This window comes from Curtobacterium sp. MCLR17_040 (genome assembly GCF_003234735.1).
In the GTDB taxonomy this organism is placed as follows: Bacteria; Actinomycetota; Actinomycetes; order Actinomycetales; family Microbacteriaceae; genus Curtobacterium; species Curtobacterium flaccumfaciens.
Window position 1 is genome coordinate 119,465 of sequence record NZ_QKTE01000005.1, and the last position, 26,798, is coordinate 146,262.

Genomic DNA, 26,798 nt, shown 5'->3' on the forward strand with positions numbered 1-26,798 from the left:
CGTCGCCTGGCGGCGCCGCAGCCGACAGTTCGTGACCACTCGACGCGCCGCGGGCGGGGCGTCCTGAGCACCCGGCGGCCGGGCCGTCAGCGTGTCGCCAGGTGCCGCACAGACGTTCCATGACCACTCGCCGCTACGGTGATGGCGTGTTCGGACGCCGCCGCTCCCCCAGTCCCCGCCCCGACGACGCTCCCGGTCTCGGCATCGGTGCCCTCGTGCAGGTCATCGACACCGATCGCGGTGGCGAGCAGTGGGCCGACGAGCCGATCGGGGTGATCGTGGCACCCGGCGGGAGTCAGATCGGCGGGACACAGCGCACGTGGACCGTCGCCTTCGATGAGCCCGCGTACACGAAGGACGGCCGCGGCCCCTTCGAGCGCGCGACCGTCCTGAGTCGTCAGCTGGTGCCGGTCACGACCGACAGCGGCGAGTAGTCCGGGTCAGGGACTCAGTACTCCTCGGAGCCGCTCTTCATCATGGCCGCGACGGCCATGCAGCACCCGACGCCACCGAGGACGCCGACGCCGATGATGATCCCTGCGATGAGTTCGAGCATGGGTGGTGACTCCTTGGTTGCGTCGGCGTGTGGCTCCGCTCAGGTTACCGGATGCCGCGCATGAGCCGCAGCACCGGCTTGGCCAGGAGCAGCAGGACCACGCCCACCACGACGGCGACCAGACCGAGGATCGTGAAGTACGGGGCCTCGTTCGCCGGGTCGTAGTAGCGGGACAGCACCCCGGTGACGGCGGTGCCCAGCGACACCGACAGGAAGAACAGCGCGACCATCTGGGTCTGGAACTTCGGCGGTGCGAGCTTCGTGGCGACGGACTGGCCGACCGGCGAGAGCAGCAGCTCGGCGAGCGTGAAGACCAGCAGGATGCCGACGAGCGCCAGCAGCGGCGTGCCGTTCTCGCCCGAGCCGGTGAACGGCAGGAAGAGCAGGAACGCGAGCCCCATGATCCCGGTGCCGAGGGCGAACTTCGTCGGGGTGGACGGCTGGCGGTCACCGAGCTTGGTCCACAGCGCCGCGAAGACGCCGGACAGCACGATGATGAAGACCGGGTTGATCGACTGCACCCACGACACCGGCATCTCCCAGCCGAACAGCGAGCGGTCGAGACGCTCGTCGGAGTAGACCGTCACGACGGTGAACTGCTGCTGGTACAGCGACCAGAACACGGCACTGCCGATGAACAGCGGGATGAACGCGAAGACCCGCGACCGCTCGTCACGGGTGATGCCGCTCGACAGGATGACCACGAAGTAGCCGATGGTGGCCAGCACGACGACCGCCACCACGACGGTGGGCAGGTTGCCGACGTTGAGCAGGCCGGTCAGCACGGCGACGACGATGACGACGAGCGCGACGACGACGCCGGCTCCGATGAGCGGCAGACGCCGGCGGTCGACGGGGTTCGCCACGTGGCGGACGACCTCGGGCAGCTTCTTCCGCCTGATCGCGTACTGCACCAGGCCCGCCGCCATGCCGACGGCGGCGAGGCCGAAGCCCCAGTGGAAGCCGAGCGAGCTCTGCAGCAGCCCGGTGAGCAGCGGTCCGAAGAACGCCCCGAGGTTCACGCCGAGGTAGTAGAGCGAGAAGCCGGCGTCGCGGCGCGGGTCCTCGCGGCTGTACAAGCCTCCGACGATGGTGGTGGCGGTGGCCTTGAGCCCGCCGGAGCCGAGCGCGATGAGCACGAGGCCGACCCCGACCCCGGCCACGCCGGGGATGAGCGCGAGGGCGATGTGCCCGAGCATCACGACGATCGCGCTGCCGAACAGGGTCCGGTCCGCACCGATCAGCCGGTCGGCGATCCACGCCCCGATGATCGTGAACAGGTAGACCGCGCCGCCGTAGGCACCCATGATGCCGGTGGCGATGCCCTTGTCGATCCCCAGGCCGCCCTGCGTGACCGTGTAGTACATGTAGATGAGGACGATGCCCTGCATCCCGTAGAACGAGAACCGCTCCCAGAGCTCCACGGCGAACGGTGTCGAGAGCTCGAACGGTTGCCCGAAGAAGGTGCGTCCGGGACGGCCTTCGCGGTCCGCGGGGGTGGTACGTGACATGGCGGCCAGTCTGCCCCTGGCGGGGTGGGCACGCCCAATCGTCGAACCCCGCTCATGTCTTTGGAGGGTTCCCACGACCTCGTGACGGCACCGACGACACGGGGTTGTGCGGCCCGCACGGCGTTCCCGCCACTGTCGGCAGGGGTGTCTAGCGTGGACGGTGCAACACGGACACCGCAGTTCAGGAGGACTCCGCCCATGGTCGACACCGCACCCGCCCAGCGCACCACCCCCGCCAGCGGCAGCGACACCGCGCCGGACGTCGACGCGCAGAACGCCTCGCAGCACGCCGCGCCGAACGCCGACGCCGCCGGCGACCCGGCAGCGGGCACCCCGACCGCCGGCACGGACACCGACGTCCGCATCGACGTCGAGCTGGTGCAGGAGCTCCTGCTCGGACGCTGGGCCGAGGACCGCCGGATCTCCCGGCGGCTCGCGCTCGACCCCGCGATGCAGAAGATCGAGGGCCAGCCGATCCCCGAGCACCGGGCACGCGTGCTCGAGCAGCTCCGGACCCTGGTCGACGCCGGGGCGATCCAGCGTCCCTACCCCGCAGAGTTCGGCGGCCAGGACAACCACGGCGGCAACCTGGCGGCGTTCGAGGAACTCGTCGTCGCCGATCCGTCGATGCAGATCAAGGCCGGGGTGCAGTGGGGACTGTTCGGGTCCGCCGTGCACCACCTGGGCACCGAGGCGAACCACCGCGAGTTCCTGCCGGGCATCGTCTCGTTCGAGATCCCCGGCTGCTTCGCGATGACCGAGACCGGCCACGGCTCGGACGTCCAGAGCATCGCCACGACGGCCACGTACGACCCCGCGACCGAGGAGTTCGAGATCCACACGCCGTTCCGCGGTGCGTGGAAGGACTACATCGGCAACGCGGCCCTGCACGGGCACGCCGCCGTCGTGTTCGCGAAGCTCGTGACCGCCGGTGTCGACCACGGCGTGCACGCGTTCTACGTCCCGCTCCGCGACGCCGACGGGGCGTTCCTGCCCGGCGTCAGTGGTGAGGACGACGGCCCCAAGGGCGGACTGAACGGCATCGACAACGGCCGGCTCGCGTTCGACCACGTCCGGGTCCCCCGCACCAACCTGCTGAACCGCTACGGCGACGTCGCCGCGGACGGCACCTACTCGTCACCGATCGCCTCGCCCGGCCGCCGGTTCTTCACGATGCTCGGCACCCTGGTGCAGGGCCGGGTGTCGCTCGACGGCGCCGCGGTCGTCGCCCAGAAGATCGCGCTGCAGATCGCCCTGACCTACGCCATGCAGCGCCGCCAGTTCCCCACCGGTGACGGCACCGAGGGCGTGCTGCTCGACTACGGCCGGCACCAGCGCCGGCTCATCCCGCGCCTGGCGACGGTGTTCGCGCAGTCGTTCGCGCACGAGAAGCTCCTGCGCACCTTCGACGACGTCTTCAGCGGGCGAGAGGACACCCCGGAGCGCCGGGAGGACCTGGAGACCCAGGCCGCGGCGTTCAAGTCGATGTCGACGTGGTCGGCGCTCGACACCCTGCAGGAGGCCCGCGAGGCCTGCGGCGGTGCCGGGTTCCTCGCCGAGAACCGTCTGACCGGGCTCCGCGCCGACCTCGACGTCTACGTGACGTTCGAGGGCGACAACACCGTGCTGCTGCAGCTCGTCGGCAAGCGCCTGCTCACCGAGTTCCGCGCGAAGGCCCCGAAGGACCCGGCGTCCACCGCGAAGTTCGTGGCGGCCGTCGCGGCGTCGAAGCTGGCCGACGCGTCCGGCATCCGCCGCCTCGGCCAGACCGTGGCCGACCGCGGGTCCCTGGCCGCCAGCGTCGCCGACCTGCAGGACCCCCGCACGCAGCGCGAGCTGCTCGCCGGTCGGGTCGACACCATGGTCGCCGAGATCGGCATGCGCCTGGCGTCGGCCGGCAAGGACCGCGCCCGCGCCGCCCGACTGCTGAACCGCTCGCAGCACGAGCTCATCGAGGCGTCGAAGGCACACGCCGAGCTCATGCAGTGGGACGCCTTCACCGAGGCGCTCGACGAGGTCACCGAGGGCGACACCCGCCGCGTGCTCGTCTGGCTGCGCGACCTGTTCGCGCTCGGCCTGCTCGAGCAGCACCTGGACTGGTACCTGCTGCACGGCCGACTGTCGGCGCAGCGGGCCCGTGCGGTGTCCACGTACATCGACCGGCTCGTCGCCCGGGTCCGACCGATCGTGCCGCAGCTGATCGAGACCTTCGGGTACGAGCCCGGTCACGTCCGGGCGCCGATCGCGCTCGGTGCCGAGCAGGCCCGACAGGACGAGGCCCGCGCCTGGTTCGCCGCCGAGGCCGCCGCCGGCCGGCTGCCCGAACAGGAGAAGAAGCCCCGTCCGTGATCGACGAGCAGCCGCGCCCGTGACGGTCGCGCAGCCGCAGCCGCAGCCGTGACGGGCGTGGCTGCGTCGGGCGGCTAGGAGTCGGTCGGTCCCGACGGAGTCGAGCTGTCGGCGGCAGCCCCGCCACGTGCCCCGAGCGCCGCGCGCAGCTGCGCCTCGGCGTCGTCACCGGCAGCGGCGGCCTCGGCGTTCGCCTCGGCGACCGCACGCACGACCTCTTCGCGCTGGATCTTCACACCGCGCGGGGCGTCGATGCCGATCCGGACGCCGTCGCCCCGGGAGTCGAGCACCGTGATGACGATGTCGTCGCCGACGAGGATCCGCTCGCCGACCTTCCGCGTGAGTACCAGCACCCGTTCAGCCTAGCGACACGACGGGGAGCCCCAGCAGGTCCACCGATCCGGGCGTGGCGGTCTCCGCCGCACCGATCGCCACGACACCGACCACGGGCAGCCGCGAGGCCACCGCGGACACCATCGCGGCCGAGTCCTCGGGCTTCCGCCCGACGTCGACCACGACCCACACCTGGTCGGCCTGCAGCGCGTCGCCGGTCGCCCGGTCGTCCCACGCGGCGACGGCGAGCACCGCGTGACCGTCCCGGACACCGTCGGCCCGCGCCAGGATCGCGGCACGGCGGTCGGCGGCGTCCGTCGGGCGGAGCGCGTGCCGCACCGCGAAGAGTCCGGCGGCGGCGTCGACGTCGTTCGGCCGCCCGACCAGGAGCACCAGGTCGCCGTCCGCAGACCGCACGGCCGGTGCAGTGGGCCGGCCCACCGGTGCAGGCGAGGGCGCGTCGAGGACGCGGGACGGGCCTCCCGACCGGGTCTCGACGACCGGCTGCGCGACGGCCACCGCCTGCGTGTCGGCCACCGTCTGCGCGTCGGCGGCGGCCTGGAGGCGCGGGTCGACCCCGGTGGGCGCGTCCGGCTCGGCCGGCGCGCGCGTCGGGCGCGGGGCGCTCGGCGTGATCCCGTCCGCCTGGAACCCGTCGAGCACCGACGCGAAGGCGTCGGCCCGCGTCGTCGCGGTGCCGTCGGTGCCGGCGATGCGGGCCTCGGCCGCCTCGGCGTCGGCGAGCAGCGCGGCGATGCCGACGCGCTGCACGGGCGAGTCGGCGATGACGACCCGGGCGGTGGGCTGGTCCCCCGGTTCCGGCACCTCGACGGTGGCCTCGACGTGCGCCTTGCGGAACAGTCCGCCGAAGCCCGGGGTGGTCACGCGTTCGGCCGCGACGATCCGCGCACCCGCACCGAACTCGGTCCGGACCGCGTCGCGGACGGACTCGAGCGTGGCGCCGCTACGCTGCAATCGGGTCGGCGGCACGGACCACTCCCACGGTCTCGATGGTGGAGCCCGCCGCGGTGGCCTCCTGGTACGACAGCACCGGGAGCCCGTTCGACTGGGCGGCGACCATGCGGTGCACGGCCGGGCGGAGCTGCGGGGCGCAGACCAGGACGGCCGAGAGCCCCTGGTCCTCCACGGAGCGCACGGCGTCGCGGACGGAGCCCAGGACCTGCTCGATGCGGTGCGCGTCGAGCACGATCTGGCTGCCCTGCTCGGACGGCCGGAGCCCCTCGAGCATCGACTGCTCGAGCATCGGGTCGATCATGATGACGCGCAGGGTGCCGGCGTCGGTGTGCCGGGCGGCGAGGGCCGGGCCGAGGGCCGCACGGGCGGACTCGACGAGCCCCTCGGGGTCGGTCGACACCTTGGCGCGGAGCGTGAGGGCCTCGCAGATCCGGCCGAGGTCGTTGATCGGCACGCGCTCGGCGAGCAGGCCCTGCAGCACCCGCTGCAGCTCGGCCATCGAGAGCATGCCGGGGACGAGCTCCTCGACCGCGGCGGGGTTGACCTGCTTGACGCCCTCGGTCAGGACCTTGACGTCCTCGCGGGTGAGCAGGCGCGCGGCGTTGTCGCCGATGACCGCCTGCAGGTGGGTGACGAGCACGGAGACCCGGTCGATCACGGTCGCGCCGGTCATCTCGGCGGCGTGCCGGAGCTCGGCGGGCACCCACTTGCCGGTCAGGCCGAACACCGGCTCGACGGTCGAGGTGCCGGGCAGGCCGTCCAGGTGGTCGCCGAGCGCCAGGACGCTGCGGGCGGGCGCGGTGCCCCGGCCCGCCTCGACGCCGGCGATCCGGATGGCGTAGGTCGACGGCGGCAGGTCGATCGAGTCGCGGGTGCGGACCGGCGGGACGACGATGCCCATGTCGATCGCGATCTTGCGGCGGAGGGCGCGCACCCGGCCGAGCAGGTCGTCGGAGGCGCCGGACACCATGTCGACCAGGTCGGGGGCGAGCAGGATCTCGAGGGCGTGCACGCGCATCTGCTCGAGCAGGTCCTCCGGGGTGTCGCCGGTCGGTGCGGCGGCCGCGAGTGCCTGCTGCTGGGCGGCGTCGGCCTCGGCCCGGGCGGCGTTCCGGCCGATGCGCCAGCCCGTGAAGAGCAGGGTCGCGCCGACGAGCAGGAAGGGCAGGATCGGCATGCCGGGGATGAAGCCCATCGCGATCGCGGCGACACCGGCGATCATCAGGGCGTTCCGCGACTGCGACAGCTGGGTCGCGGCAGAGGACCCCATCTCGGACTCCGCACCGGACCGGGTGACGATCATGCCCGTGGACACCGCCATGAGCAGCGCCGGGATCTGCGTGACCAGGCCGTCACCGATCGTCAGGATGCCGTACTTCGACAGTGCGTCGGTGGCGGACAGTCCGTTCTGCAGCATGCCGATCGCGATGCCGCCGATCAGGTTGATGATGATGATCAGGATGCCGGCGATCGCATCGCCCTTGACGAACTTCGACGCACCGTCCATCGCGCCGTAGAAGTCGGCCTCGGCGGACACCGCGGCGCGGCGCTCCTTGGCTTCCTGGTCGGTGATCAGCCCGGCGTTCAGGTCGGCGTCGATCGCCATCTGCTTGCCCGGCATCGCGTCGAGGGTGAAGCGTGCCCCGACCTCGGCGACGCGCTCGGCACCCTTCGTCACCACGACGAACTGGATGACGATGAGGATGAGGAAGATGACCGCGCCGATGATGATCGACCCGGAGACGGCGACGTGGCCGAACGCCTGGATGACGTCACCGGCGAAGCCCTCGCCGAGCACCAGCCGGGTGGACGCCACGTTGAGGCCGAGCCGGAACAGCGTCGCGACGAGCAGCAGGGACGGGAACACCGAGAAGTCGAGCGGCTTCTTCACGAAGAGCGTCGTGAGCAGGATCACCAGCGCCAGCAGGATGTTGATGATGATCAGGAAGTCGAGCAGGAACGACGGCACCGGCAGGATCAGCAGCAGGATGATGCCGACGATGAACACCGGGACGACGAGCTTCGGCAGGTCCTTGCGGTTCATGCGGGGAGTCCTTCGGTCTGGTTCTCTGCGGTGCGCGGTGTGCGGAGCCTGCGGGGGCGGAGGTCACCGGTCAGGGTGGCGGGGTCGATGACGCTCGCGACCTCGTCCGGGGTGGTCGGCCGTGGCGGCGCGTGCGTGCCGGAGGCGGTGCCGCGGGCCTTGAGCGCCATCACGAAGGACAGGACGCGGGCCACCGGGGTGTACAGGTCGACGGGGATCTCGTGCCCGAGCTCGCACGCGGCGTGCAGCGCCCGGGTGAGCGGGACGTCGCGGACGATCGGCACGCGTTCTTCCTCGGCACGGGCGCGGATCACGTCGGCGACCGGACCGGCCCCCTTCGCCACCACCCGGGGCGCGGACTTCCCCGGCTCGTACTTGATCGCGACGGCGTAGTGGGTCGGGTTCGTCATCACGACGTCCGCGGTGCCGATGGCCTGGATCATCCGGTTGCGGCTCATCGCGAGCTGACGGGAGCGACGCTGCGACTTCACCAGCGGGTCGCCGTCGCTCCGCTTGTTCTCGTCCTTGACCTCGCGCTTGGTCATCATCGTGCGCTTCCGGTTGCGGCGGATCACCACGAACACGTCGAGGGCTGCGAGGACGAGCCCGGCGACGATCGCGGCGCGCAGCAGGGTGCCGGACCCGGCGGCGGCGGCCTCGAGCACGGCCGACAGCGGCAGCGAGCCGCTCGTCATCAGGACCGGCATGAGCCCTTGCACCGCGAACCACAGGACGAGCCCGACGACGGCGGTCTTCAGCAGCGCCTTCGCCCCGTTCCAGAGCGCCTGGGTGCCGAACACGCGCTTCAGCCCGGCGACGGGATCGAAGTGGTCGGGCTGCGGCGTCATCTTGCGGAAGTGCACCCCGCCCTGGGTGACGGCGGCGGCGAGCACCGCGACCGCGACGACCGCGAGCATCGGGCCGAGGGTCGCACCCATCGAACCGAGGGCGTCGGCGAGCAGGGCCTGCACGGCACCGAGCTCGGGGTCCTCGATGACCCGCTGCACGGCGAGCAGCTGGTCCTGTCCGGCGGCCGCGGCGTTGCCGATCGCGGCCGGGATCATGAGCGCCGCGACGGCGATCCCGATCCACGCGCCCAGGTCCTGCGAGCGGCCGATCTGGCCCTTCTCGTGGACCTCGCGCATCCGCTGCTGGGTTGCCTGTTCGGAACGTTCTCCGCTGTCGGACACGTCGTCACCCCCGTCCCGTGATCGCCTCGACGGCGTCGCCGGTCAGCGACGACACCACCGAGGGCAGGGCCATGAAGAGCGCGCCGGCGAACAGGACGGTCAGCCCGATCTTGATCGGGAAGCCCATCTGGAACGCGTTGAGCGCCGGTGCCACGCGGGTCAGCAGCCCGAGGCCGACGTCGGCCAGGAACAGCACGACGACGAGCGGGCCGGCGATCTGCAGGGTGGCGAGGAACATCTGCGACATCGCGGTCACGAGCATCGACGCGAGCCCGTCCACCGCGAAGGTGCCGGTGAGCGGCACGGCGTCGAACGACCGCACCAGGCCACCGACGATGAGCTGGTAGCCGCCCGAGGTGAAGAGCAGCGCGAGCGCGGTCATCTGGAACAGGCGGGTGAACTGGGCGCCGTTGACCTGGGACTGCGGGTCGAACGCCTGCGCGAGCGTGAACCCGCCGAACAGGTCGATGAGCGCACCCGCCGACTGCACGGCGGCGAACACCAGGAACACCAGGAACCCGAGGGACAGCCCGACGACGAGCTGGGTGAGCAGGGCGAGCAGGAACGGCCCCGTGTCGAGCGACTCGTAGCCGACGGCGACGCGCGGGGCGACGCCGATGGCGAGGCCCAGCCCGAGGATCACCTTGACGGTGCCGGGGAACGCCCGGTACGAGAACGGCGGCGCGATGACGAAGAACGCGACGAGCCGGACGCCGGCGAGCATGGTCGCCTCCAGACGGTCGGCGTCGATGCTGAGCTCCATCAACCGGCCCCGAGCAGCTTCGGGATCATGTCGAAGGCGACGTGCGTGAACGCGATCATCTCCGAGATCATCCAGTTGCCGCAGACCACCAGGGCGATCGCGACGGCGACGGCCTTCGGCACGAACGAGAGCGTGACCTCCTGGATCTGCGTCACCGACTGGAACAGCGAGATCGCGAAGCCGACGACGAGCGAGGTGATGAGCACCGGGGCGGCGAGCTTGCCGGACACCAGGAGCGCCTGGAGCACGAGGTCGATGACTGCCTGCTGGTTCATGCGTGCCCCCTAGACAACGTGGTAGCTCTCGATGAGCGACGTGATGATGAGGCCCCAGCCGTCGACCAGCACGAAGAGCAGGATCTTGAACGGCAGCGAGATCATGACCGGCGGGAGCATCATCATGCCCATCGACATCAGGGCCGCGGAGACGACGAGGTCGATCACCAGGAACGGGATGAAGATGACGAACCCGATGATGAACGCGCTGCGGAGCTCCGAGATGATGAACGCCGGGATCACCGTCGTCATCGGCACGTCCGCCATCGACTTCGGGTTGTCGAGCCCGGCGGCGCGGGTGATCAGGGCGACGTCCTCGTCGCGGGTCTGGTGGAGCATGAAGGTCCGCAGGGGCTTCGTGCCGATCTCGACGGCCTGGTTGAAGTCGAGGTGCCCGGCCAGGTAGGGCTGCAGGGCGTCGTCGTTGATGTGCCCGAGCACCGGTGCCATCACGAACAGCGACAGGAACAGCGCCAGTCCGGCGATCACCTGGTTCGGCGGGATGGACTGCAGCCCGAGCGCGTTCCGGGTCATCGCGAGCACGACGAAGATCTTCGTGAACGACGTCATCATGAGCATCAGCGCGGGTGCGACGCTCAGCAGCGTGATGCCGATGAGCGTCACCACGGCCGACGACGGGGTGCCGTCGGGGCCGTTCACGCTGACGCTGAAGTCACCGGTCGCGGGGGCGGTCGGGGTCGCCGGGGCGGTGGGTTCGACGACACCGGCGGCGTGCGCACCGGTCGTCGTGAGCATCAGGAACCCGGCCACGACCGCCAGGCCGAGCAGGACGAGGGCGACGAGTCGACCCGACCGTGCCAGCCGGTGCGGCCCTGCCGCCCTCACCCGGTCCGCCGGTTCCGCAGCGCAGCGGCGGCCTGGCGCCAGGTGTCGACCGACAGGATCGAGCCCTGCAGCTGCTGCGCGCTCGGCACGGCGCGCTGCGGGCGACGGTTGCGCGGGCGCATCGGCAGCGGCGCGACGGCGCTGGTCGCGTCGGTCGTGCGCGTCACGTCGTCCGCGTCTGCCGGGAGGCCCGTGGTGGCGTCCGACTGCTGCGCGAGTTCCCGACCGAACGCGTCGGCCGACGGGGCGGGACGCACCGGCAGCGCCACCGGTCCGGTCACGATGGTGAGTTCCGGCGCGGGCGCCTGCCCGCTGGTGAGCAGGTTGACCCCGTGCTCGGACACGCCGAGCACGAGCCGCTCCCCCTCGACGTCGACCACGACGACGCTCGCCTTGCCGCCGATGCCCTGCCGACCGACGACCTCGACGGTCGCGGCACGGCGGCCCGACGGCTTGCCCGAGAAGCGCTTGCGGCTCGCGCGGTGCAGCACCCACATGAGGGCGAGCACGACGCCGAGCGAGAGCGCGACGCGGAGGGTGACGACGAGGGTGTCCACGCGCGGGTCAGACCGTTTCGGCGACGTCGAGGATGCGGGTGATCCGGACCGCGTAGTCCTGGTCGACGACGACGACCTCGCCGTGCGCGATGAGGCGGCCGTTCAGCAGGACGTCGGCGGGGGCACCGGCACTGCGGTCGAGCTCGACGACGGCGCCGGGCTCCATGCCGAGCACGTCGCGGACCGACATCCGGGTGCGGCCGATCTCGACCGTCAGGGTCATCTCGACGTTGTTGATCCGGCCGAGGTTGCCGGCGGGCAGGTTCGCCACGACGGGCGCCGACACCGTGCCGTTCTCGCGGATCCGGATGCCGAACCACCCGGCGGGCAGGCCACCGGCGGTGAGTTCGAACACGACCGTGTCCGGGTCGGCCAGCAGCGACGCGGCCGACTCGCGGTTCGCCTCGCCGAGCACCCCGACGCCGAGGACCCCGGCCGCGGCCTCGAGCGACGGACGCAGGACGTCCGTGACGGCCACGATGCCGTGGTCGGTGCCTCCGGCGGCCGTGATCGACTCGAGGTCGGTGAGCACGAGCGCCAGGTCGGCCGACAGGCCGCCGACGAACGAGGCGACCACGGCGTCCGTCGCCGCGTCGAGCGCGACCGGTGTCGCGCCTCCAGGCAGGAGCACCGCGGTCAAGGGGGCGGCCGTCGGGAGCTGCGCCGCGAGCGACTCGGCCGCTGCGGTGTGGAGGGTGGTCGTTTCGGTCATCAGTGCTGCTCCGTGCTCGTGGTGGTGACGACGATGCCGGCGAGGCGCGAGCCGTTCGCGCCGACCGCGGCGGTGCCGACGGGTTCGCCGTCGACCGCGATGGTGAGGGGCCGGTGCTGCGGGTGCGGCAGCGGCAGGACGTCGCCGACGGCGAGCCGCAGGACCTGCGTCGGCAGGACCGCGGCCGGGGCGAAGCGCAGGCTGACGCCCACGGGCACGCTCTCGAGCTGCGCGTCGAGCAGGGCTCGGGCGTCGGCGGGCGACACGTGCGCGGCGGCCTCGCCGAGCTGCGGCAGGACGGCCTCGGCCGGCAGGGCCAGCGTGCCGGGCGCGATGCGGTCGCCGACCCGGATCGAGAACGAGGCGACGATCATCAGGTCGCCCTTCTGCGCGGCCTGGGCGAACTGGCTGTTGAACTGGAACCCGCCGACCGTGACGTCCTGCGCGAGCAGCCCGCCGAACGAGTAGCGGAGGTCGTCGAGGGCGTCCTCGACGATCTTGCGGACCAGGGCCTGCTCGATGGGCGTGAAGGTGCGGTCCGGCGTCGGCAGCGGCTTCGAGGCGCCCAGCGCGTGCGACACCCACGTCAGCGCGGCGTCGAGCGGGACCTGCAGCACGCCCTTCGGGGTCAGGCCGGTGATCGGCAGCAGCACCATGCCGGTGAGCGCGGGCAGCGACGCGGCGTACTCGTCGTACGTCGTCATCTCCACCTGCTCGCAGGTGACCTGGCTGACCGCGCGGACCTTCGCCGTCAGCTGCGTGCCCCACTGGCGCGCGAACGTCTCGAAGGCGAGCTCGAGGACCCGGGCGTGCTCACGGGCCAGCGTCGACGGGCGCGCGAAGTCGTACACCTCGGGCGCTGGCAGGGTCTCGGTCACGGGTGCGTCTATCGGTCACCTGTGGGGCACCCGTCAGTGCTGTACCCCGTAGTGGGGCGGTGGCGGCAGCGCTGGTGCGCTCCGCACGCTGCGTGTCTCAGCCCTGCTGTGCTCCGTCCTGCGCCTTGGCCAGCGCTGGCATGAGGGCGCTGACGTCCTGGTCGGCGTTCGACAGGACCACGATGTCGACCCGCCGGTTCAGGGCGAGGTCCCGGTCCGTGCCGCCCTTCGCCAGCGGTCGGCTCGACCCGAACCCGACGCTCTGCACGTGGTCGCCGGGCATCCCGCCCCGCTCGACCAGGTCGCGCAGGACCCCGGTCGCCCGCGCGGCGCTGAGCTCCCAGTTGGTGGCGTACGGCGCGGTCGAGTTCCGCTGGTCGGCGTGCCCCTCGACGCTGACGTCGTGGGCGGAGGTCTTCAGCACCGGCGCGATGGCGTCCATGATCGACCGCGCCTGGTCGGACAGGTCCGCGCTGTTCGTGCCGAAGTACGTCTCGCTGCCGATCAACCGGACGATCAGGCCGCGGGCGTCCACGGTGAACTGGACGTTCTCGGTCTGGCCTGCCTTCGCCAGGTTGCGCTGGATCGCACGCTCGAGCTTCGTCAGGTCGTCGAGCTCGCGCTTCGCCTCGGCGAGGTCCTGCTTGCTCGCCGTCGTCGGCACCACCGTCGACGCGGGGTCGACGTTGGTGTCCTTCGTGCCCGACGACGCGGTCGAGTGGTCGGCCTGGGACTTGTCCGTCGAGTAGCCGGAGCCGTCCTCGACCTGGTCCTTCGTCACGACGGTGCCGCTCGCGGTGTCGATCTTCTGCGAGTCGACCTCGCCGAAACCGGTGGCGAGCGACTGCTTCAGCTGGATGTACTTCTCCTGGTCGACGGTGGACATCGCGAAGAGCACGAGGAACATGCACATCAGCACCGTGATCATGTCCATGTACGACGCCATCCAGCGCTCGTCGGGGTGCTCGGCCTCGTCGTGGGACTTCTTCGCGCGACCGCGGCCGCGGCCCCGGGGGTAGGCGCTCACGGTCAGGCCGCCAGCTGCTGGTCGTCGGCCGCGTCGGCCTTCTTGCCGGCCTTGCCGGCCTTGCCGCCCGTGTCGGCGCGGGCGGCGGGCGGGACCATGGCCTTCAGCCGCTCGCCGAGCAGACGGGGCTGGCTGCCGGCCTGCACCGCGAGCAGCCCCTCCATCAGGAGCGTCTGGCGGTCCGACTCGAGCTGGGCGAGCTTGCGGAGCTTGCCGCCGATCGGCAGCCACATGAAGTTCGCGGTCAGCAGGCCCCACAGGGTGGCGACGAACGCACTGGCGATCAGCGGTCCGAGCTCGTCGGGCTTGCCGAGGTTCGCGAGCACGTGGGTCAGCGAGACCACGGTGCCGATGATGCCGACGGTCGGGGCGAAGCCGCCGAGGCCCATGAAGAACGCACTCGCGCTCCGGGTCGGGGCCGCGTTCGACTCGATCTCGTCCTCGAGCAGGATCCGCAGCTCGTCGCCGTCCGTGCCGTCCGCGATGTTCTGCAGCGCCTTCTTCATGAACGGGTCGTCGTGCTTGTCGGCCTCCTGCTCGAGGGCGAGCAGGCCGTTGGCGCGGGCGGTCTCGGCGAGCCCGACGATGTCGTCGATGACCGACGCCGGCGGGGTGACCTTGCCGGTGAACGCCTTCGGCACGGCCTTGAAGCTGGCGATCGCGTCCTTCAGCGTGGTGCTGGCGATGCCACAGCCGATGGTGGCACCGAACACGAGCAGCATCGGGGCGGGCAGGAAGAGTCCCCCGAGCTCGACGTGCTCCATCTGGACCATGCCGAACAGGGCGCCGAAGGCGAGCAGGATGCCGACGATCGTTGCGATGTCCACGTCAGCGACCCCCGTCCAGCGCGCGGCCGTGCTGCGTGGAGCGGAGCGCGGCGACCGGGGCGAGCGTCGGCTGCGGGCCGGTGTTCGTGCGGGGGGCCTGGTCGGTGCCGTAGGCCATGCCGACGATGCGTGCGCGGTACGCGGCGATCAGGTCGATGACGTCGGCCATCGACTCCCGCACGATGTACTTCGCGCCGTCGACCATGATGAGCGTCGTGTCCGGCGTCTCCTGGATGCGCTCCACGAGATCGGGGTTCACAGCGAATCCGCTGCCGTTCAGTCGTGTGACGACGATCATGGCCCGTCCTGGTTCTCGATCGTCCCGCCGCCGTCCGTGGGGCGGGATGCGGGCCCGTCCGTGGGCCTGCACAGAGGACTATCGGCGCGTGCGACGGGTGCGTTAGCGGCCGTCACTAGCCTGGTTCGGTGATCGATGCCTCGGACCTGCTCGCCCACCCGCGTGGCCGGCGCTTCTGCCTGGAGCTCGTCAGCGGTGTCCAGGACCCCGACGAGCCGGCCGCCGTGCAGCTCGGCCACCTGCTCTTCTGGGCGGAGCACCACCTCGGCGTCGAACGCGGCGACGACCGAACGCTCTTCGGCATCGGTGGTGCGGTCGAACCCGAGCCGGCTCCGGACCTCGCAGCGGTGGCGAGCGCACTCGCGGCGGTGTCCCTGCCGTCCGTGGGCGAGGACGACGTCGTGGTCGCGCTCGAGTCGACTGCGGAGAGCGCGCTGTGGTGGCAGCAACCCGACGCGCTGGACGCGCTCCTCGCTCGGACGGAACTGCAGGCCGCGCTCCGGCGGCTCGCTCGGTGGGCGGTCGGGAGCCCGGTCGTGCGCCGGCTCTTCGACCCGCAGGGCGGAGCATGGACCGTCGAGTTCGACGAGGACGAGCAGCCCCGACGTCCGGGAGCGGCAGAGGCGCTCGCCGACTGGTCCCGGGAGCTGCGCCGCGAGGACGCCGAGGGGAACCCGGGGGTGGCCAGCGGGGTGTGGTGGACGACGCCGCCGTGGCCGCTCGCGCAGCACACGCGAGCGCCGTTCCCGTCCGCCGGGCCGCTGGCGCTCTGGGCGGTCGAGGACTCCTTCGGGCAGGAACGCGCCGTGGTCTCGGCCGTGCCCGCCGATGCCACGGCGCGCGTGTGCACCGTCGACGGTCCCGCCGACTGGGCTGCGCTGTGCCGCCGCTGGCCGCTCGACGTGACGCGGACGACCCGACGGAACGACTGGGCCGTGGCGACCGGACGGCAGGGTGACTGGGTGCTGCCGGACTGGTCCGCGGTGGCCACCGAGTACGACGTCGTGCACCTGACCGTCGCGGGCTGGTTCCGCACTTCCGGGCTCGCCGTGCCGGTCGACGGCCGCCGCGCGAGCGTCGTCGCAGGGTGGACGCCGGACTCCGCGTACCGGCTCACCGACCGGGGAGCCGGGGACGAGGCGGTCACGGGCGATCCGGAGACCTGGTCGCGTCCGGGCAACGCAGGGGTCTGGCGCCGTCTCAGCTGATCCCCAGGAAATCGCTGCATCCGATCGGGGTGCTCCGGCGGTAGTGGGGGTACGACGTCGAGGACGACGTCGTCCGCACCGGCCCGGACAGGCCCGAAGGAGACACGTCATGCGCAAGACACTCGCCACCGGCCTCAGCGCCGGTGTCCTGTTCGCCGCCGCTGCGGCCGTACTGCCCGCGACCGCTGCGACCGCCGCCACCGGTGAGGCGACGCTCTCGGTCCTCCACGCCGTCCCCGACGTCACCGTCGACGTCTACCTCGACGGCGAACGGGCCATCGACGACTTCACCCCGGGCACCCTCGCCGGCCCGATGATGGTGCCGGCCGGTGCACACCAGCTCGCGATCACCGCCTCGGACGCCACCGACGCGTCGAAGCCGATCATCGGCCCGGCGGACGTCTCGTTCGACGCCGGCGGCAACTACACCGCCGTCGCCCACGACGCCGCGGACGGGTCACCCACCGCCACGGTGTTCACCAACGACACCTCGGCCGTCGCGGCCGGCCAGGGACGCCTGGTCGTCCGGCACGTCGCCGCCGCACCGGCCGTCGACGTCCTCGCTGGCGGCAAGGCCGTCGTGTCGAACCTGTCGAACCCCGACGAGCAGGCACTCGAACTGCCGGCCGGCACCGTGTCGGCGACCGTCGCCGCCACCGGGACCACCGACCCCGTGATCGGCCCGGCGGACGTCGCGGTCACCGCGGGCTCGTCGACCATCGTCTACGCCTGGGGCAGCCTGGACGACGACAACCTCGCCCTCGCCACGCAGACGATCGCGGACCTCGGTGGCACGCCGAACGGCGTCCCCGCCGGGAACGCCGGTCTCGTGGCCACGAACGACCAGGACCCCCTGCCCCTGGTCGGCGCAGCGGCGGCCGCACTGGCCGCCGCTGCCGCGATCGGGGCCGTGGTGCTCCGCCGCCGGCACGCAGCGACCCGCCGCTGAACGTGCCACGCCCCGTGCGGTCCGCCACGGTGACGCTCGTCGTCGCCGTGGCGGCCGCCGCCCTGACCGGGTGCTCGTCGGCCGGGACCACCCCCGGCGGGCAGCCGTCCGTCCTGCCGACCACCACCCCCTCACCGGTCCCGTCGGCGTTCTCGACCGAGGTCCCGCAGCAGGCCGCCACGATCCCCCCGGTCCGGGACGCCCCCGCCCCCACCACCATCACGGTCGACCACGCCGGCATCCGCGCGCCGATCCGCCCCGAGGGGGTCGACGAGGACGGCGCCATGGCGCTCCCGCCCGACCCGGCCACCGCGGGTTGGTACCGGTTCGGTGCCGCACCGTCGTCCACCGAGGGCACCGTCGTCATCGCGGCCCACGTCGACGCGGTCGGCTACGGCATCGGCCCGTTCTCCCGGCTCGGCGACGCCCCGACCGGCACCCGGGTCACCCTGACCGACGCGGACGGTGCCGAGACCGCGTGGCGGATCGACTCCGTCAGCATGCTCGAGAAGCAGGGACTCCCCTGGGGCGAGGTGTTCCGTGACGACGGACCACGACGGCTCGTCCTGGTGACCTGCGGTGGGACGTTCGACGCAGCCACCGGACACTACGAGAGCAACCTCGTCGTCACCGCGGTCCCGGCCTGACCGTGGCGACGATCCGCCCCCTACGATCGGATCGTGGTCGACGACGACCGCGCCAGCGACAGGAAGACGTGACGACCATCCTCCCGGACGACAGCGAGCTCTCGGACGCGTTCCGCGCCGGGGGCGAGCACGCCCTGCGAGCCGTCTACGAACGGTGGTCGTCGCTCGTGTACTCGCTGGCCCTGCGCGCCCTGGCCGACCCGGCCGCCGCGGAGGACGTCACGCAGCAGGTCTTCGTGAAGGCCTGGCAGCGCAGCACGAGCTACGACCCCGGCCGCGCCCCGCTCGGCGCGTGGCTGGTCGGCATCACCCGGAACTGCATCGCCGACGCGCAGAACGAGCGTCGCCGGCACGCCAGCGCCGCCGACCCGGACGTGGTCGAGGAGACCACCCCGGCGCCGGAACCGGCCTTCGACCTGGCCGAACGCGCCCTGGTCGCCGGCGAGCTCGAGCGGCTCGACGAGGTCCCACGGCGCGTGATGCGACTGGCGTTCTACGACGACCTCAGCCATCGTGAGATCGCCGAACGGCTCGAACTGCCGCTGGGCACCGTCAAGAGCCACATCCACCGAAGTCTGGCTCGGCTCCGAACACGTCTGGAGGTGATCGAATGAAGCACGTCGACGACGAGACGCTGGCGATGCTCGCGGTCTCCGACCAGGTCGCCGCGGACGACGTCGCCGAGCACCTGGCGTCCTGCGACCGGTGCCGCGACGAGGTCGCCGCGCTGCAGCGGGTCGCCGCGGTGACCCGGGCGTCCGAGGACGTCACGCTGGCCGCGCCCCCGGAGCACGTGTGGGACCGGATCGCGGCCGAGGTCGCCCGGACGCCGCAGCAGGCTGCGGCGCCGGCGACCGACCCCGGACGAGCGGCCGAACGCGCATCCGTCGCCACGCCGTCCGACGCGCAGCACCTCGCCGCGGCCCGCCGACCCCGATCCCGTCCGCGTCGTCGCCGTGTCCTGGCGCTGGTGATCGCCGGCGTCGGCGTGCTCGCCGTCGTCCTCGGCATCGGTGTGGCGTCGGGGGTCGTCCCCGGACTCCCCCGCGGCGACACCGAGACCGTCCTGGCGAACACCGAGCTCGCAGCGCTGCCCGGTTGGTCGGGGACGACCGGCCGCGCCGAACTCGAACGTGACCAGGACGGCCGGGTGACCCTGCTCGTCGACCTGCACGGAGAGCGCGGTCGCTCCGGCACCGGTCCGCTGCGCGAGGTCTGGATGATGCGGTCGGACCTCGGCGGACTGGTGAGCGTCGGTTACCTCGACGGCGACCAGGGCCGCTTCACGGTGCCCGACGGCGTCGACACCGCGGAGTTCCCCGTTGTGGACGTCTCGGCCGAGGCCGACGACGGCGATCCGGCGCACTCCGGTGACTCGATCGTCCGGGGCACCCTGACCGATCCCTGAGCCGTGCGGGGCACTGGTGTCCGCGAGCGGGACAACGGTGCGCGCGGCCACGCGGAATCGTACGGGTGGGACTGCTCAACAGACGGCGTTGATTGGTGCCCCGCCTGTCGTGCAGCGCAGGCAGAAGGCCGATGGCCACTTGACGTCGCAGATCGCACTGCCTTGGGGTACTTCATCGCGTTGCAAGCAACCCGGACACAGGTGAACCGAAGAACGGCAGACTCGCTCGCTGCTTTCGCCGCACGGCTTGAGATTGGCTTCGGGGGACGAGATCGGTTCAAGGCTCGGCTCGAGCACGACGGAAGGACCGTCCCCGAGGAGAAAGTGCAACAGCTGTGGGATGAAGCAATGCGCCCCGAGGGGCCGCCCGTACAAGTCAGTCATGGGGAGTTCGCCGAACAGATGCTGAAGACCGCCGACGGCCTTCTGAAATACGTGATCGGACGACCTTGGACGCTGGTCCGATTCGATCGCAGGTCGCTAGTCACCTCCGACTCCCCGGTGAGCTTGGTCGCACAGCCCGACGCTAACGAGTGGGAAGGGGTCGGATACATGACCGCTTGGGGCATCGCGATGCCCTTGACTCGGAAGCTTGGACTCATCATGGGAGACCCGACGCCGTTCCAAGGCCTGGTCCCCGTCGAGGAGGTGCACCAGGGCCTGCGAGACACACTCGTCCCTGTAGGCACGACCGCCTACGAGCGCTTCTTCAACGAGCACACGATCGGCCACGCAAGCCGATGGCTCTACTGCCACCCCAGCGATGAGCACCGCATCCCGGACGACCTACCCGAGCCCCATCTCGTGAACATGCGCATCCAGAACGACCCTTGGGAGTTCAACGGCGAACCGAACGGTGTTGTCTAACCGCTCGCCGATGCCGAGCACGCCGCGAATCCGGCCCACGCGGACCGTCTCGATAGCCGATCGGCTACCGGACGAGATCAGCGGAAGAGCTCGGCGTTTTCCGCGACCCAGTCCGGGATCGAGCGGGCAGGCCGGCCCAGCAGATCTTCCACAGTGGACGTCTTTTCGGTGCTGGCGCCAGACGCAAGGGCTTCGACGTCGATGCTCACGAGGAGGCCCACGACCATCTCCGGCAGTCCGAGTGACAGCAGCAGGGCTCGCTGTTCGTCAGGGGTTCGGTGCGTGTAGGTCACGGTGCGCCCGATTGCTTCCGAGATGAGCTCTGCAATGGCGTCCATGTTCAGTCCGTCGGGTCCGGTGAGGTGGTAGGCCCTGCGGACCGAGCCGCTCGCTGCACCGCTCAGGATCAGGCGTGTCGCGACGTCTCCGACGTCGCGCACGTCGATGAGGTTCGCGGGAAGCGTGCCGGCAGCGCCTCCCCACAGGTCGCTCTTGATGAGTCCGGCCTGACCTCCGATGACGGCGCTGAAGGTCATGGGGCGCAGCACGCTGTAACCGATGTCGACCGCGCCGAGATGGCCCTCCACCTGCAGATGCCAGTCGATTGGGTGCATGCGGGAGGGCCAGCTCCACGAGCTGACCTTGACGACGTGTTCGACCCCGGCGCGAGCGGCCGCGTCGATGAGGGCGATTTCCTGGTGGGCTTGGTCGTCGGAGCTGCCGAGGCTGATGACCAGCACGTCGGCGCCGTTGACAGCGGACGCGATCGACTCGGGGTCCGCGTAGTCGATGTGGACGCTCGTGGTCTGGGTGCCAGCGTTTTGCGCTGCGGGTGTCCGGCTGAGTGCACGTACCGCGGTGCCGGCAGCGGAGAGCCCGTCGGTGATCACCCTGCCGACACGCCCCGTCGCGCCTGCGATGGCAACGAGCCCCGGTCCTGATACTTCGGTCATGTCGATGTCTGCCTTCTCTTGGTGACTGCGGCTCGGGCGGGCGCTTCGCGCTCCTGGGCGCCCGGGATGAGCGGTGGTCGAGGTGCGGTTCAGCCGTTCGCTCGGACTGAGAACTCCTTCGAGGACTCCCACTCCGCCAGTCGGGCGGCGTAGACCTGGGGGACGACAACGGTGGGTGCGGCGCCGAAGAAGACGCGGAGCGGCGGGGTCGGGTTGTCGACGAGCTCCAACATGGCTGCGCCGACGGCCTCGGGCTTGCCCAGCCACTCGACCGGTCGGTTGCTTTCGGCCGCCTCGGCTGCGCGGTGGGCGTCCTCGTACGCCGAGTTCGGGGTGGCGTTGACAGCGCTCGACCCTGCCCAGTCGGTGCCGTACTGCCCCGGTTCGACCAGGGTGACGTTGATCCCGAACGGGGCTACTTCCTGGGCGAGGGCGTCCGAGAGGCCCTCGAGTGCCCACTTGGAGGCGTTGTACCCGCCGAGGCCGGGGAACGCGATGACCCCGCCGATGGTGGAGATCTGCACGATGTGGCCGCTTCCCTGAGCGCGCAGGACGGGCAGCGCCGCCCGCGTGACGTTGAACGCGCCGAAGAAGTTGACGTCGAACTGCTGGCGGAGTTCGGTTTCGCTGAGTTCCTCGACCATCCCGAACAGGCCGTACCCGGCGTTGTTCACGACGACGTCGAGCGTGCCGAAGCGTTCGGCCGCCGCATCGACCGCCGCGTGGACGGCGGCGGCGTCGGTGACGTCGAGTGCGATGGCGAAGAGGCGGTCGCCGTGGGTGGCGGCGAGGTCGTTGAGTGCGGCGAGGTCCCGAGCGGTCGCTGCGACGCGGTCGCCGCGTTCGAGGGCGGCAACCGTGAACTGCCGGCCGAAGCCGCGGCCGGCGCCAGTGATGAACCAGGTCTTGGAGGTCATGCGTTTGTTCCGATCTGCTGTGTCTGCGGAGTTGTGTTGCGGGGTGTCAAGTTGGAGCGGACTCAACTGGTTGACGAGTTCGTGTCGGTTCGGCTGATGGTCCTGTCTCGGTGTGCACGGACGCGGGCCGCGTTGCCGCAGCGGGCCGACGAGTGCCACTTGGCGGCCCCGTTCTTGGACTGATCGAAGAACGCGACCTGGCAGTCCGGGTTCGCGCACAACTTGAGCCGCGAGAGCGCACCCGTGGCGCGCCCTTCGAGCAGCGCGACTGCGACCTTCGCCTCGATGAAGTCACCGCCGTCGTGCGGCACGGTGATGCCGTCGTCGTCGAGGCGCAGGCGGAGGGCGAGATCCACTGGCTGATGGTGTTCCGCGGGCCCGTCACCGAGCAGTCGCCTGAGGGCTGTCCGTAGGCGACGCAGGCGTTCGAGGGAGTCAACGTCGACGCCGGCCCCGGTGCCGATCGACGCCAGCCAGGTCGTTGCGCTGTCGGTGGATCCCAGGAGGTCAGCCCCGGGGCCGACGCTGACGGTGTTGACGAGGTCCTGCAGGAGCGCGAGGTCACCCGGTGCGGGGTTCGCCTCGTACCGGGTCGTCGCGGTGCCCTCGAGCATCAAGCCCCTCCCCCCAGGAGAGTGAGACCACCGAACCAGACAGGGCTGAGATTGAGGTGGTGGGGGTAGCGGGTGGTCATCTCCTGCAGGAACCGCTCCGGGGTGACACCGTCATCGAGCAGCGCCATGACGTCGCGCAGGTACGTCCGGGTTTCGGCGATGGTTTCGGGGCTGTCCGCCAGTGCCCGGTTCTTGTGGCCTGCCACGACGTGATGGGCTCCGAGTGCTTCGATGACGTCGAGCGCTGCGAGCCAGTGCTCGAAGCCGCCACCAGGCCCCTCCAGGAGGTACTGGTGCACCCCGTTGTAGACGCTGTCGCCAGCGACGACGAGGTCCAAGTCCGGGACGTGGAGCACTGTGGTGCCGTCGGTGTCGGTGTGTCCGACCTCGATGGGGAGCAGCCGATGACCTTCGAGGTCGAACCCGTCGGGGCCAACCTCTTCCGCGATGACAGGTGCCTCAGGGATCAGCCCCGGGAAGATCTGGTCCCACAGCTGTTCGCGGCCCGTTGTCGCCTCCTGGTGCATCATCGCGATCGTCTGCTTCGTCGCGAGCACCGTCGCCGACGGGAACCGCTCCACCAGGGCGTGTCCACCGAACCAGTGGTCACCGTGGCCGTGGGTTGCGTAGATGTGCGTCAGTGTCTTGCCGGACGCTTCGACCCAGTCACCGACCGCCTTGATCTGCTCGTGGGTGAACGGTGCGTCAACGAGCACCGCGTGCTCCGCCCCGGAGATCAGGATCGTGCTGCCTGGGTTCCACACCAGAGGGCGGCCGTCAGGCAGCCGTGCGTCACCAGCCCACTCCGGTCCGTCGGTCACGAGAACGTCGTAGCTCAATTCACTCATGCGACTCACTGTAACGTACAAAAAGGTTTTGCACGTTACAGAACCTCAAGGAGTTCGATGCTGCCGTTCGGCTCGGCTCGGCACGCACCCGCCCGCGCACCCCATCGGTCAGGCTGATCACGGGGCTGCCACAACAGGCCTCACTCACTGAGCATGCCCTCATCGAGCAGGACCCACTTTTCGACATACGGTCGTATGGCGTGATGCGACCGCAGGACCGCGGTCATGCGACCGCGGGCGCTTCGGAACCGAGCGCCGTCAAGACACGACTCGCCGGCGAGGAGCCCCGTGAACCTGTACTTCCGACTTCTTCTTGTGCTCTTCGGACAGCGCTTCCGACGAGACTTCGACATCCACGGAACCGACAACGCAATCTTCCGTGTGACTGTCGGTGACATCGATGTGTACGGCCACATGAACAACGGCCGCTACCTCACGATCATGGATCTCGGAAGACTGCGGTGGCTTCGACGCACCGGGATCTTCGATCGGACCCGAGCCGAAGGCTGGGCAGCGGTCGTGGCGCAGCAAACGGTGACCTACCGGAGGCCCCTCCGAGTCGGCCAGCGCTTCGAACTCCGCACGAGGTACCTCGGTTCCGACGATCACGGCAGCTACACCGAGCAGATCTTCGTTCGACGCGGAAACCTGCACGCGCACGCCGTCGTGCGGACGAAGTTCTTGACGCGACACGACGGCCCCGTCGTGACCGACGATCTCCGCGCTCTCCTCGACGGGGACGATCTCGTTGTGCCCGGCTGGGTCGCTGACTGGTCCGCTTCCGCTCGCAGCGCCGCGGCCGATTCGCCGTCGTGAGCCCGGCGGCCGCGTGACACAGATCCCGCTCAGGACCGCGGGGTGTCAGTCGCCGGAAGGCCGATCGACGATGGCGTCGGCGTGCTCGACTATCCAGTCCATGAGGGGAACGAGTCGAGCTGCCAGTTCGCTACCGCTGTCGGTGAGCGAGTAGTCCACTCGAGGCGGGATCGTGGGCTGCGCGACCCGGTTCACGATCCCGTCGTGCTCCAGTGTCCGCAGGGTCGAGGCGAGCATCTTCTCGCTGATCCCCTCGATGGTGCGTCGAAGTTCCCCCCAGCGCATGCTGCCCGGCTCGAGCGCGAGGAGCACGAGGACACCCCACCGACTCGTGACGTGGGTGAGCACAACTCGCGTAGGACACGCCGCTGGGAAGCGCGCGAACGCATCCGGATCCTGCACGGGCGGTGCAGGGGCTTCCACGATTCCGACATCCATGTAAGTACCTTACAAAAAGGTGCGTACCTTCGTACAGGAGAGTTTCCTGCGATGCTGCGATCACCCGCTGAAGATCGCAGAAGGAGACCTCGTGTCCATCATCGTCACCGCCGCTTCCGGCCAGCTCGGCCGCCTCGTCGTCGAAGCTCTCATCGAACGCGGGGCCGACCCCGAGTCGGTCATCGCGACCTCACGCAACATCACTCGCCTCGCAGACCTCGCGACACTGGGCGTCCGGACCGCCGTGCTCGACTACACCCGTCCGAGCACGATCGCTGACGTCATCGGTGCCGGCGACGTCGTCGTCCTGATCTCGAGCGATGCCGTCGGGCAGCGCGTCGCACAGCACACCGCGGTGATCGACGCCTCCGCAGCGGCCGGCGCCAGCAGGATCATCTACACGAGCGTCCTGGACGCTGGTCGCTCGGAGTTGATCCTCGCTCCCGAGCACAAGGCCACGGAGGAGGCCATCGCCGCATCCGGCGTCCCCGCCACCATCCTCCGCAACGGTTGGTACACCGAGAACTACGCGACCACGCTCGACATCGCACGGCAGTCGGGTGTGATCACGGCGAGTGTCGGAGACGGCCGCGTCGCCAGCGCCAGCCGACGCGACTTCGCTGAAGCAGCCGCGGTCGTCGCGCTCGATGACGAAACCGCCGGGCGTGTGTTCGAACTCTCCGGCGATTACGCATGGACCCATGCCGAGCTCGCCGATGCCCTCACCGACGTGATCGGTTCACCGGTGCACTACCAGGCCCTCAGCACGGACGAACACGCTGTCTCCCTCCGGGGAGCGGGGCTCGACGAGGGCACAGTCGCGTTCTTGGTGGCCCTCGACGCGGGCATCCGCGACGGTCTCCTCGCCCACACCAGCGGGGAACTCAAGGCTCTCATCGGCCGACCGACCACCCCGCTCGCCGAGGGCCTCGCAGCCATCGCGGCGCAGTGACCCGCATCCAGTCCCGTCAACCACACACGAGCAGGAGCACAACCATGACCAACGACCTGATCACGCGCACACGAAGCAGCCGCATCGCCCGCGGCGCGGCGGCCATCGCCGGAGCCGCCCTCCTCACCGGTCTCGTCGTGTCCACGCCGGCAGCGGCCGCTCCCGCAACCCAACCGAAGCCGACCGTGACGGTCGCCGGGAACCGGCAGAACACCAACACCGAACACCGCAACGCCTGCATCGTCCGGACGCTCATCACCCGGACCTTCACCGATCCTGACAGCAGATCCTCCCGGCAGGTCGCGGCACGGTTCGTGTCCCCGAGCGCAGTCACGCACGGCGCAGCAACCACTGCCGGACCGAAGGGTGTCCTTGCCCAGTTCTCGGCGGACCGTACCCGCATCCCTGGTGCTCGAGCAGTGATCAAGCGCACCGCAGCAGACGGCAACCTCGTCGCCGTGCACTGGCAGATCGCACCAGACCCGCGCAACGAACGACGCGGTGATGCCGCCGTCGACCTGTTCCGCCTCCAGCACGGACGGATCGTCGAGCACTGGTCGCTCGAGCAGCCCATCCCGACGGGCACCCCCGCAAGCGGGAACACGAACACCATGTTCAGCGACCTGTACCGGCCGGCACGTCCGACCACCGCGCCGTCGGAACGTCAGGAAGAACGCAACCGCGTCCTCGCGGTGTCGGCGTACAACACACTCTTCCGAGACCACGATGCGTCCGTCCTCGACCGCGCCTTCGACCCCGCGTACTTGCAGCACAACACCGTCGCTCCGAACGGGACAGCAGCCCTCAAGCAACTGTTCGGGAGCGGCGCCCAGTTCCCGGCGCAGCAGTCCGTCATCTCGCTCTCCGACGGTGACATCGTCTGGACCTTCTCCCGCGCGGTCGGGGCGAAGCCCGGCGACCCGCTCCTCGCTGCCGACCTGTTCCGCGTCGACGGTGGCCTCATCCGAGAGCACTGGGATGTCGTCCCCACCAGCTGACCACCGCCCGGGAGGCAGAACCTGCCACCGCGACGAGTTGTC

The 26,798-nt window shown here is 70.7% G+C and carries 30 protein-coding genes; 11 read left to right on the plus strand and 19 right to left on the minus strand.

Annotated elements, in window-relative coordinates; genetic code table 11:
* Window positions 1–119: 119 nt before the first annotated feature.
* Window positions 120–434, plus strand: a complete 315-nt coding sequence (locus tag DEJ01_RS06780) for a hypothetical protein (protein ID WP_111022856.1) — start codon at window positions 120–122, stop codon at window positions 432–434.
* A gap of 166 nt (window positions 435–600) precedes the next feature.
* On the opposite strand, the gene DEJ01_RS06785 is transcribed toward DEJ01_RS06780, so the two are convergent.
* Window positions 601–2,067 (minus strand): peptide MFS transporter, encoded by a 1,467-nt coding sequence (locus tag DEJ01_RS06785; RefSeq protein ID WP_181433121.1) that lies wholly within the window; start codon window positions 2,065–2,067, stop codon window positions 601–603.
* Between the two features lie 198 nt (window positions 2,068–2,265).
* On the opposite strand from DEJ01_RS06785, the gene DEJ01_RS06790 reads away from it, so the two are divergent.
* Window positions 2,266–4,416: an acyl-CoA dehydrogenase gene (locus DEJ01_RS06790; RefSeq protein ID WP_111092568.1), complete on the plus strand. Its 2,151-nt coding sequence runs from the start codon at window positions 2,266–2,268 to the stop codon at window positions 4,414–4,416.
* Window positions 4,417–4,490: 74 nt separating this feature from the next.
* Here the strand turns inward: DEJ01_RS06790 and csrA are convergent, their stop codons facing one another.
* From csrA to DEJ01_RS06855, 13 genes are all read right to left on the minus strand, one after another.
* Entirely contained in the window at window positions 4,491–4,769 is a 279-nt protein-coding gene (gene csrA, locus DEJ01_RS06795) for a carbon storage regulator CsrA (RefSeq protein ID WP_111092569.1), read from the minus strand.
* 4 nt (window positions 4,770–4,773) lie between these two features.
* Window positions 4,774–5,739 (minus strand): hypothetical protein, encoded by a 966-nt coding sequence (locus DEJ01_RS06800; RefSeq protein ID WP_111092570.1) that lies wholly within the window; start codon window positions 5,737–5,739, stop codon window positions 4,774–4,776.
* The gene (locus DEJ01_RS06805; RefSeq protein WP_027465543.1) at window positions 5,714–7,768 is read right to left on the minus strand and encodes a flagellar biosynthesis protein FlhA; all 2,055 of its coding nucleotides are present in this window, start codon (window positions 7,766–7,768) and stop codon (window positions 5,714–5,716) included. Before DEJ01_RS06805 ends, DEJ01_RS06800 begins: the two co-directional genes overlap by 26 nt.
* Window positions 7,765–8,958, minus strand: coding sequence for a flagellar biosynthesis protein FlhB (locus tag DEJ01_RS06810; RefSeq protein WP_111092571.1), 1,194 nt, complete (start codon window positions 8,956–8,958; stop codon window positions 7,765–7,767). Before DEJ01_RS06810 ends, DEJ01_RS06805 begins: the two co-directional genes overlap by 4 nt.
* Window positions 8,959–8,962: 4 nt before the next feature.
* On the minus strand, window positions 8,963–9,721 hold the full coding sequence (locus tag DEJ01_RS06815) for a flagellar biosynthetic protein FliR (RefSeq protein ID WP_071403902.1): 759 nt from the start codon (window positions 9,719–9,721) through the stop codon (window positions 8,963–8,965).
* Window positions 9,721–9,996 (minus strand): flagellar biosynthetic protein FliQ, encoded by a 276-nt coding sequence (locus DEJ01_RS06820; RefSeq protein ID WP_027465541.1) that lies wholly within the window; start codon window positions 9,994–9,996, stop codon window positions 9,721–9,723. Before DEJ01_RS06820 ends, DEJ01_RS06815 begins: the two co-directional genes overlap by 1 nt.
* Before the next feature lie 9 nt (window positions 9,997–10,005).
* Window positions 10,006–10,842 carry a flagellar type III secretion system pore protein FliP gene (gene fliP, locus DEJ01_RS06825; RefSeq protein WP_071244631.1) on the minus strand — a complete coding sequence of 279 codons (837 nt, stop codon included), beginning with the start codon at window positions 10,840–10,842 and terminating at the stop codon, window positions 10,006–10,008.
* Window positions 10,839–11,399: a flagellar biosynthetic protein FliO gene (locus DEJ01_RS06830; RefSeq protein ID WP_111092572.1), complete on the minus strand. Its 561-nt coding sequence runs from the start codon at window positions 11,397–11,399 to the stop codon at window positions 10,839–10,841. Before DEJ01_RS06830 ends, fliP begins: the two co-directional genes overlap by 4 nt.
* Before the next feature lie 7 nt (window positions 11,400–11,406).
* Window positions 11,407–12,111, minus strand: a complete 705-nt coding sequence (gene fliN / locus DEJ01_RS06835; RefSeq protein WP_111092573.1) for a flagellar motor switch protein FliN — start codon at window positions 12,109–12,111, stop codon at window positions 11,407–11,409.
* Window positions 12,111–12,989 carry a flagellar motor switch protein FliM gene (locus DEJ01_RS06840; protein WP_084740413.1) on the minus strand — a complete coding sequence of 293 codons (879 nt, stop codon included), beginning with the start codon at window positions 12,987–12,989 and terminating at the stop codon, window positions 12,111–12,113. Before DEJ01_RS06840 ends, fliN begins: the two co-directional genes overlap by 1 nt.
* A 97-nt stretch (window positions 12,990–13,086) precedes the next feature.
* Window positions 13,087–14,016, minus strand: coding sequence for a flagellar motor protein MotB (locus DEJ01_RS06845; RefSeq protein ID WP_111092574.1), 930 nt, complete (start codon window positions 14,014–14,016; stop codon window positions 13,087–13,089).
* Between the two features lie 2 nt (window positions 14,017–14,018).
* Window positions 14,019–14,843 (minus strand): motility protein A, encoded by an 825-nt coding sequence (locus tag DEJ01_RS06850; RefSeq protein WP_111092575.1) that lies wholly within the window; start codon window positions 14,841–14,843, stop codon window positions 14,019–14,021.
* 1 nt (window position 14,844) lies between these two features.
* A complete protein-coding gene (locus DEJ01_RS06855; protein ID WP_027465534.1) occupies window positions 14,845–15,141 on the minus strand; it encodes a flagellar FlbD family protein in 297 nt (98 codons plus the stop codon).
* Window positions 15,142–15,269: 128 nt separating this feature from the next.
* Between DEJ01_RS06855 and DEJ01_RS06860 the strand changes: the two genes are divergently transcribed.
* The 6 genes from DEJ01_RS06860 to DEJ01_RS06885 all read left to right on the plus strand — a co-directional run bounded on the left by DEJ01_RS06860 (window position 15,270) and on the right by DEJ01_RS06885 (window position 20,220).
* Complete coding sequence (locus DEJ01_RS06860) at window positions 15,270–16,349, plus strand: hypothetical protein (protein ID WP_111092576.1); 1,080 nt, start codon at window positions 15,270–15,272, stop codon at window positions 16,347–16,349.
* Window positions 16,350–16,458: 109 nt separating this feature from the next.
* Complete coding sequence (locus DEJ01_RS06865) at window positions 16,459–17,298, plus strand: DUF4397 domain-containing protein (RefSeq protein WP_111092577.1); 840 nt, start codon at window positions 16,459–16,461, stop codon at window positions 17,296–17,298.
* Window positions 17,299–17,312: 14 nt separating this feature from the next.
* On the plus strand, window positions 17,313–17,945 hold the full coding sequence (locus DEJ01_RS06870; RefSeq protein WP_181438376.1) for a class F sortase: 633 nt from the start codon (window positions 17,313–17,315) through the stop codon (window positions 17,943–17,945).
* A gap of 68 nt (window positions 17,946–18,013) precedes the next feature.
* Entirely contained in the window at window positions 18,014–18,559 is a 546-nt protein-coding gene (locus tag DEJ01_RS06875; RefSeq protein WP_071244624.1) for an RNA polymerase sigma factor, read from the plus strand.
* Window positions 18,556–19,353 (plus strand): anti-sigma factor domain-containing protein, encoded by a 798-nt coding sequence (locus tag DEJ01_RS06880; RefSeq protein WP_111092579.1) that lies wholly within the window; start codon window positions 18,556–18,558, stop codon window positions 19,351–19,353. The genes DEJ01_RS06875 and DEJ01_RS06880 overlap by 4 nt, the downstream gene beginning before the upstream one ends.
* Before the next feature lie 3 nt (window positions 19,354–19,356).
* The gene (locus tag DEJ01_RS06885; RefSeq protein ID WP_111092580.1) at window positions 19,357–20,220 is read left to right on the plus strand and encodes a DUF4238 domain-containing protein; all 864 of its coding nucleotides are present in this window, start codon (window positions 19,357–19,359) and stop codon (window positions 20,218–20,220) included.
* A gap of 77 nt (window positions 20,221–20,297) precedes the next feature.
* Here DEJ01_RS06885 and DEJ01_RS06890 read toward each other — a convergent pair whose 3' ends face one another.
* From DEJ01_RS06890 to DEJ01_RS06905, 4 genes are all read right to left on the minus strand, one after another.
* A complete protein-coding gene (locus DEJ01_RS06890; RefSeq protein ID WP_111092581.1) occupies window positions 20,298–21,173 on the minus strand; it encodes an NAD(P)H-binding protein in 876 nt (291 codons plus the stop codon).
* Between the two features lie 89 nt (window positions 21,174–21,262).
* A complete protein-coding gene (locus DEJ01_RS06895) occupies window positions 21,263–22,090 on the minus strand; it encodes an SDR family NAD(P)-dependent oxidoreductase (RefSeq protein WP_111046118.1) in 828 nt (275 codons plus the stop codon).
* Window positions 22,091–22,152: 62 nt separating this feature from the next.
* Window positions 22,153–22,704 (minus strand): CGNR zinc finger domain-containing protein, encoded by a 552-nt coding sequence (locus tag DEJ01_RS06900; protein WP_111092582.1) that lies wholly within the window; start codon window positions 22,702–22,704, stop codon window positions 22,153–22,155.
* Entirely contained in the window at window positions 22,704–23,525 is an 822-nt protein-coding gene (locus DEJ01_RS06905) for an MBL fold metallo-hydrolase (protein ID WP_220038667.1), read from the minus strand. Before DEJ01_RS06905 ends, DEJ01_RS06900 begins: the two co-directional genes overlap by 1 nt.
* 315 nt (window positions 23,526–23,840) lie before the next feature.
* Here DEJ01_RS06905 and DEJ01_RS06910 point away from each other — a divergent pair, with 315 nt between their 5' ends.
* The gene (locus DEJ01_RS06910) at window positions 23,841–24,368 is read left to right on the plus strand and encodes a thioesterase family protein (RefSeq protein WP_071244617.1); all 528 of its coding nucleotides are present in this window, start codon (window positions 23,841–23,843) and stop codon (window positions 24,366–24,368) included.
* 45 nt (window positions 24,369–24,413) lie between these two features.
* Here DEJ01_RS06910 and DEJ01_RS06915 read toward each other — a convergent pair whose 3' ends face one another.
* Entirely contained in the window at window positions 24,414–24,806 is a 393-nt protein-coding gene (locus DEJ01_RS06915) for a helix-turn-helix domain-containing protein (protein ID WP_083404110.1), read from the minus strand.
* Window positions 24,807–24,897: 91 nt separating this feature from the next.
* On the opposite strand from DEJ01_RS06915, the gene DEJ01_RS06920 reads away from it, so the two are divergent.
* Entirely contained in the window at window positions 24,898–25,758 is an 861-nt protein-coding gene (locus DEJ01_RS06920) for an SDR family oxidoreductase (protein ID WP_111030032.1), read from the plus strand.
* Between the two features lie 44 nt (window positions 25,759–25,802).
* Window positions 25,803–26,756, plus strand: coding sequence for a nuclear transport factor 2 family protein (locus tag DEJ01_RS06925; protein ID WP_111092584.1), 954 nt, complete (start codon window positions 25,803–25,805; stop codon window positions 26,754–26,756).
* The last annotated feature ends 42 nt before the right edge of the window (window positions 26,757–26,798 follow it).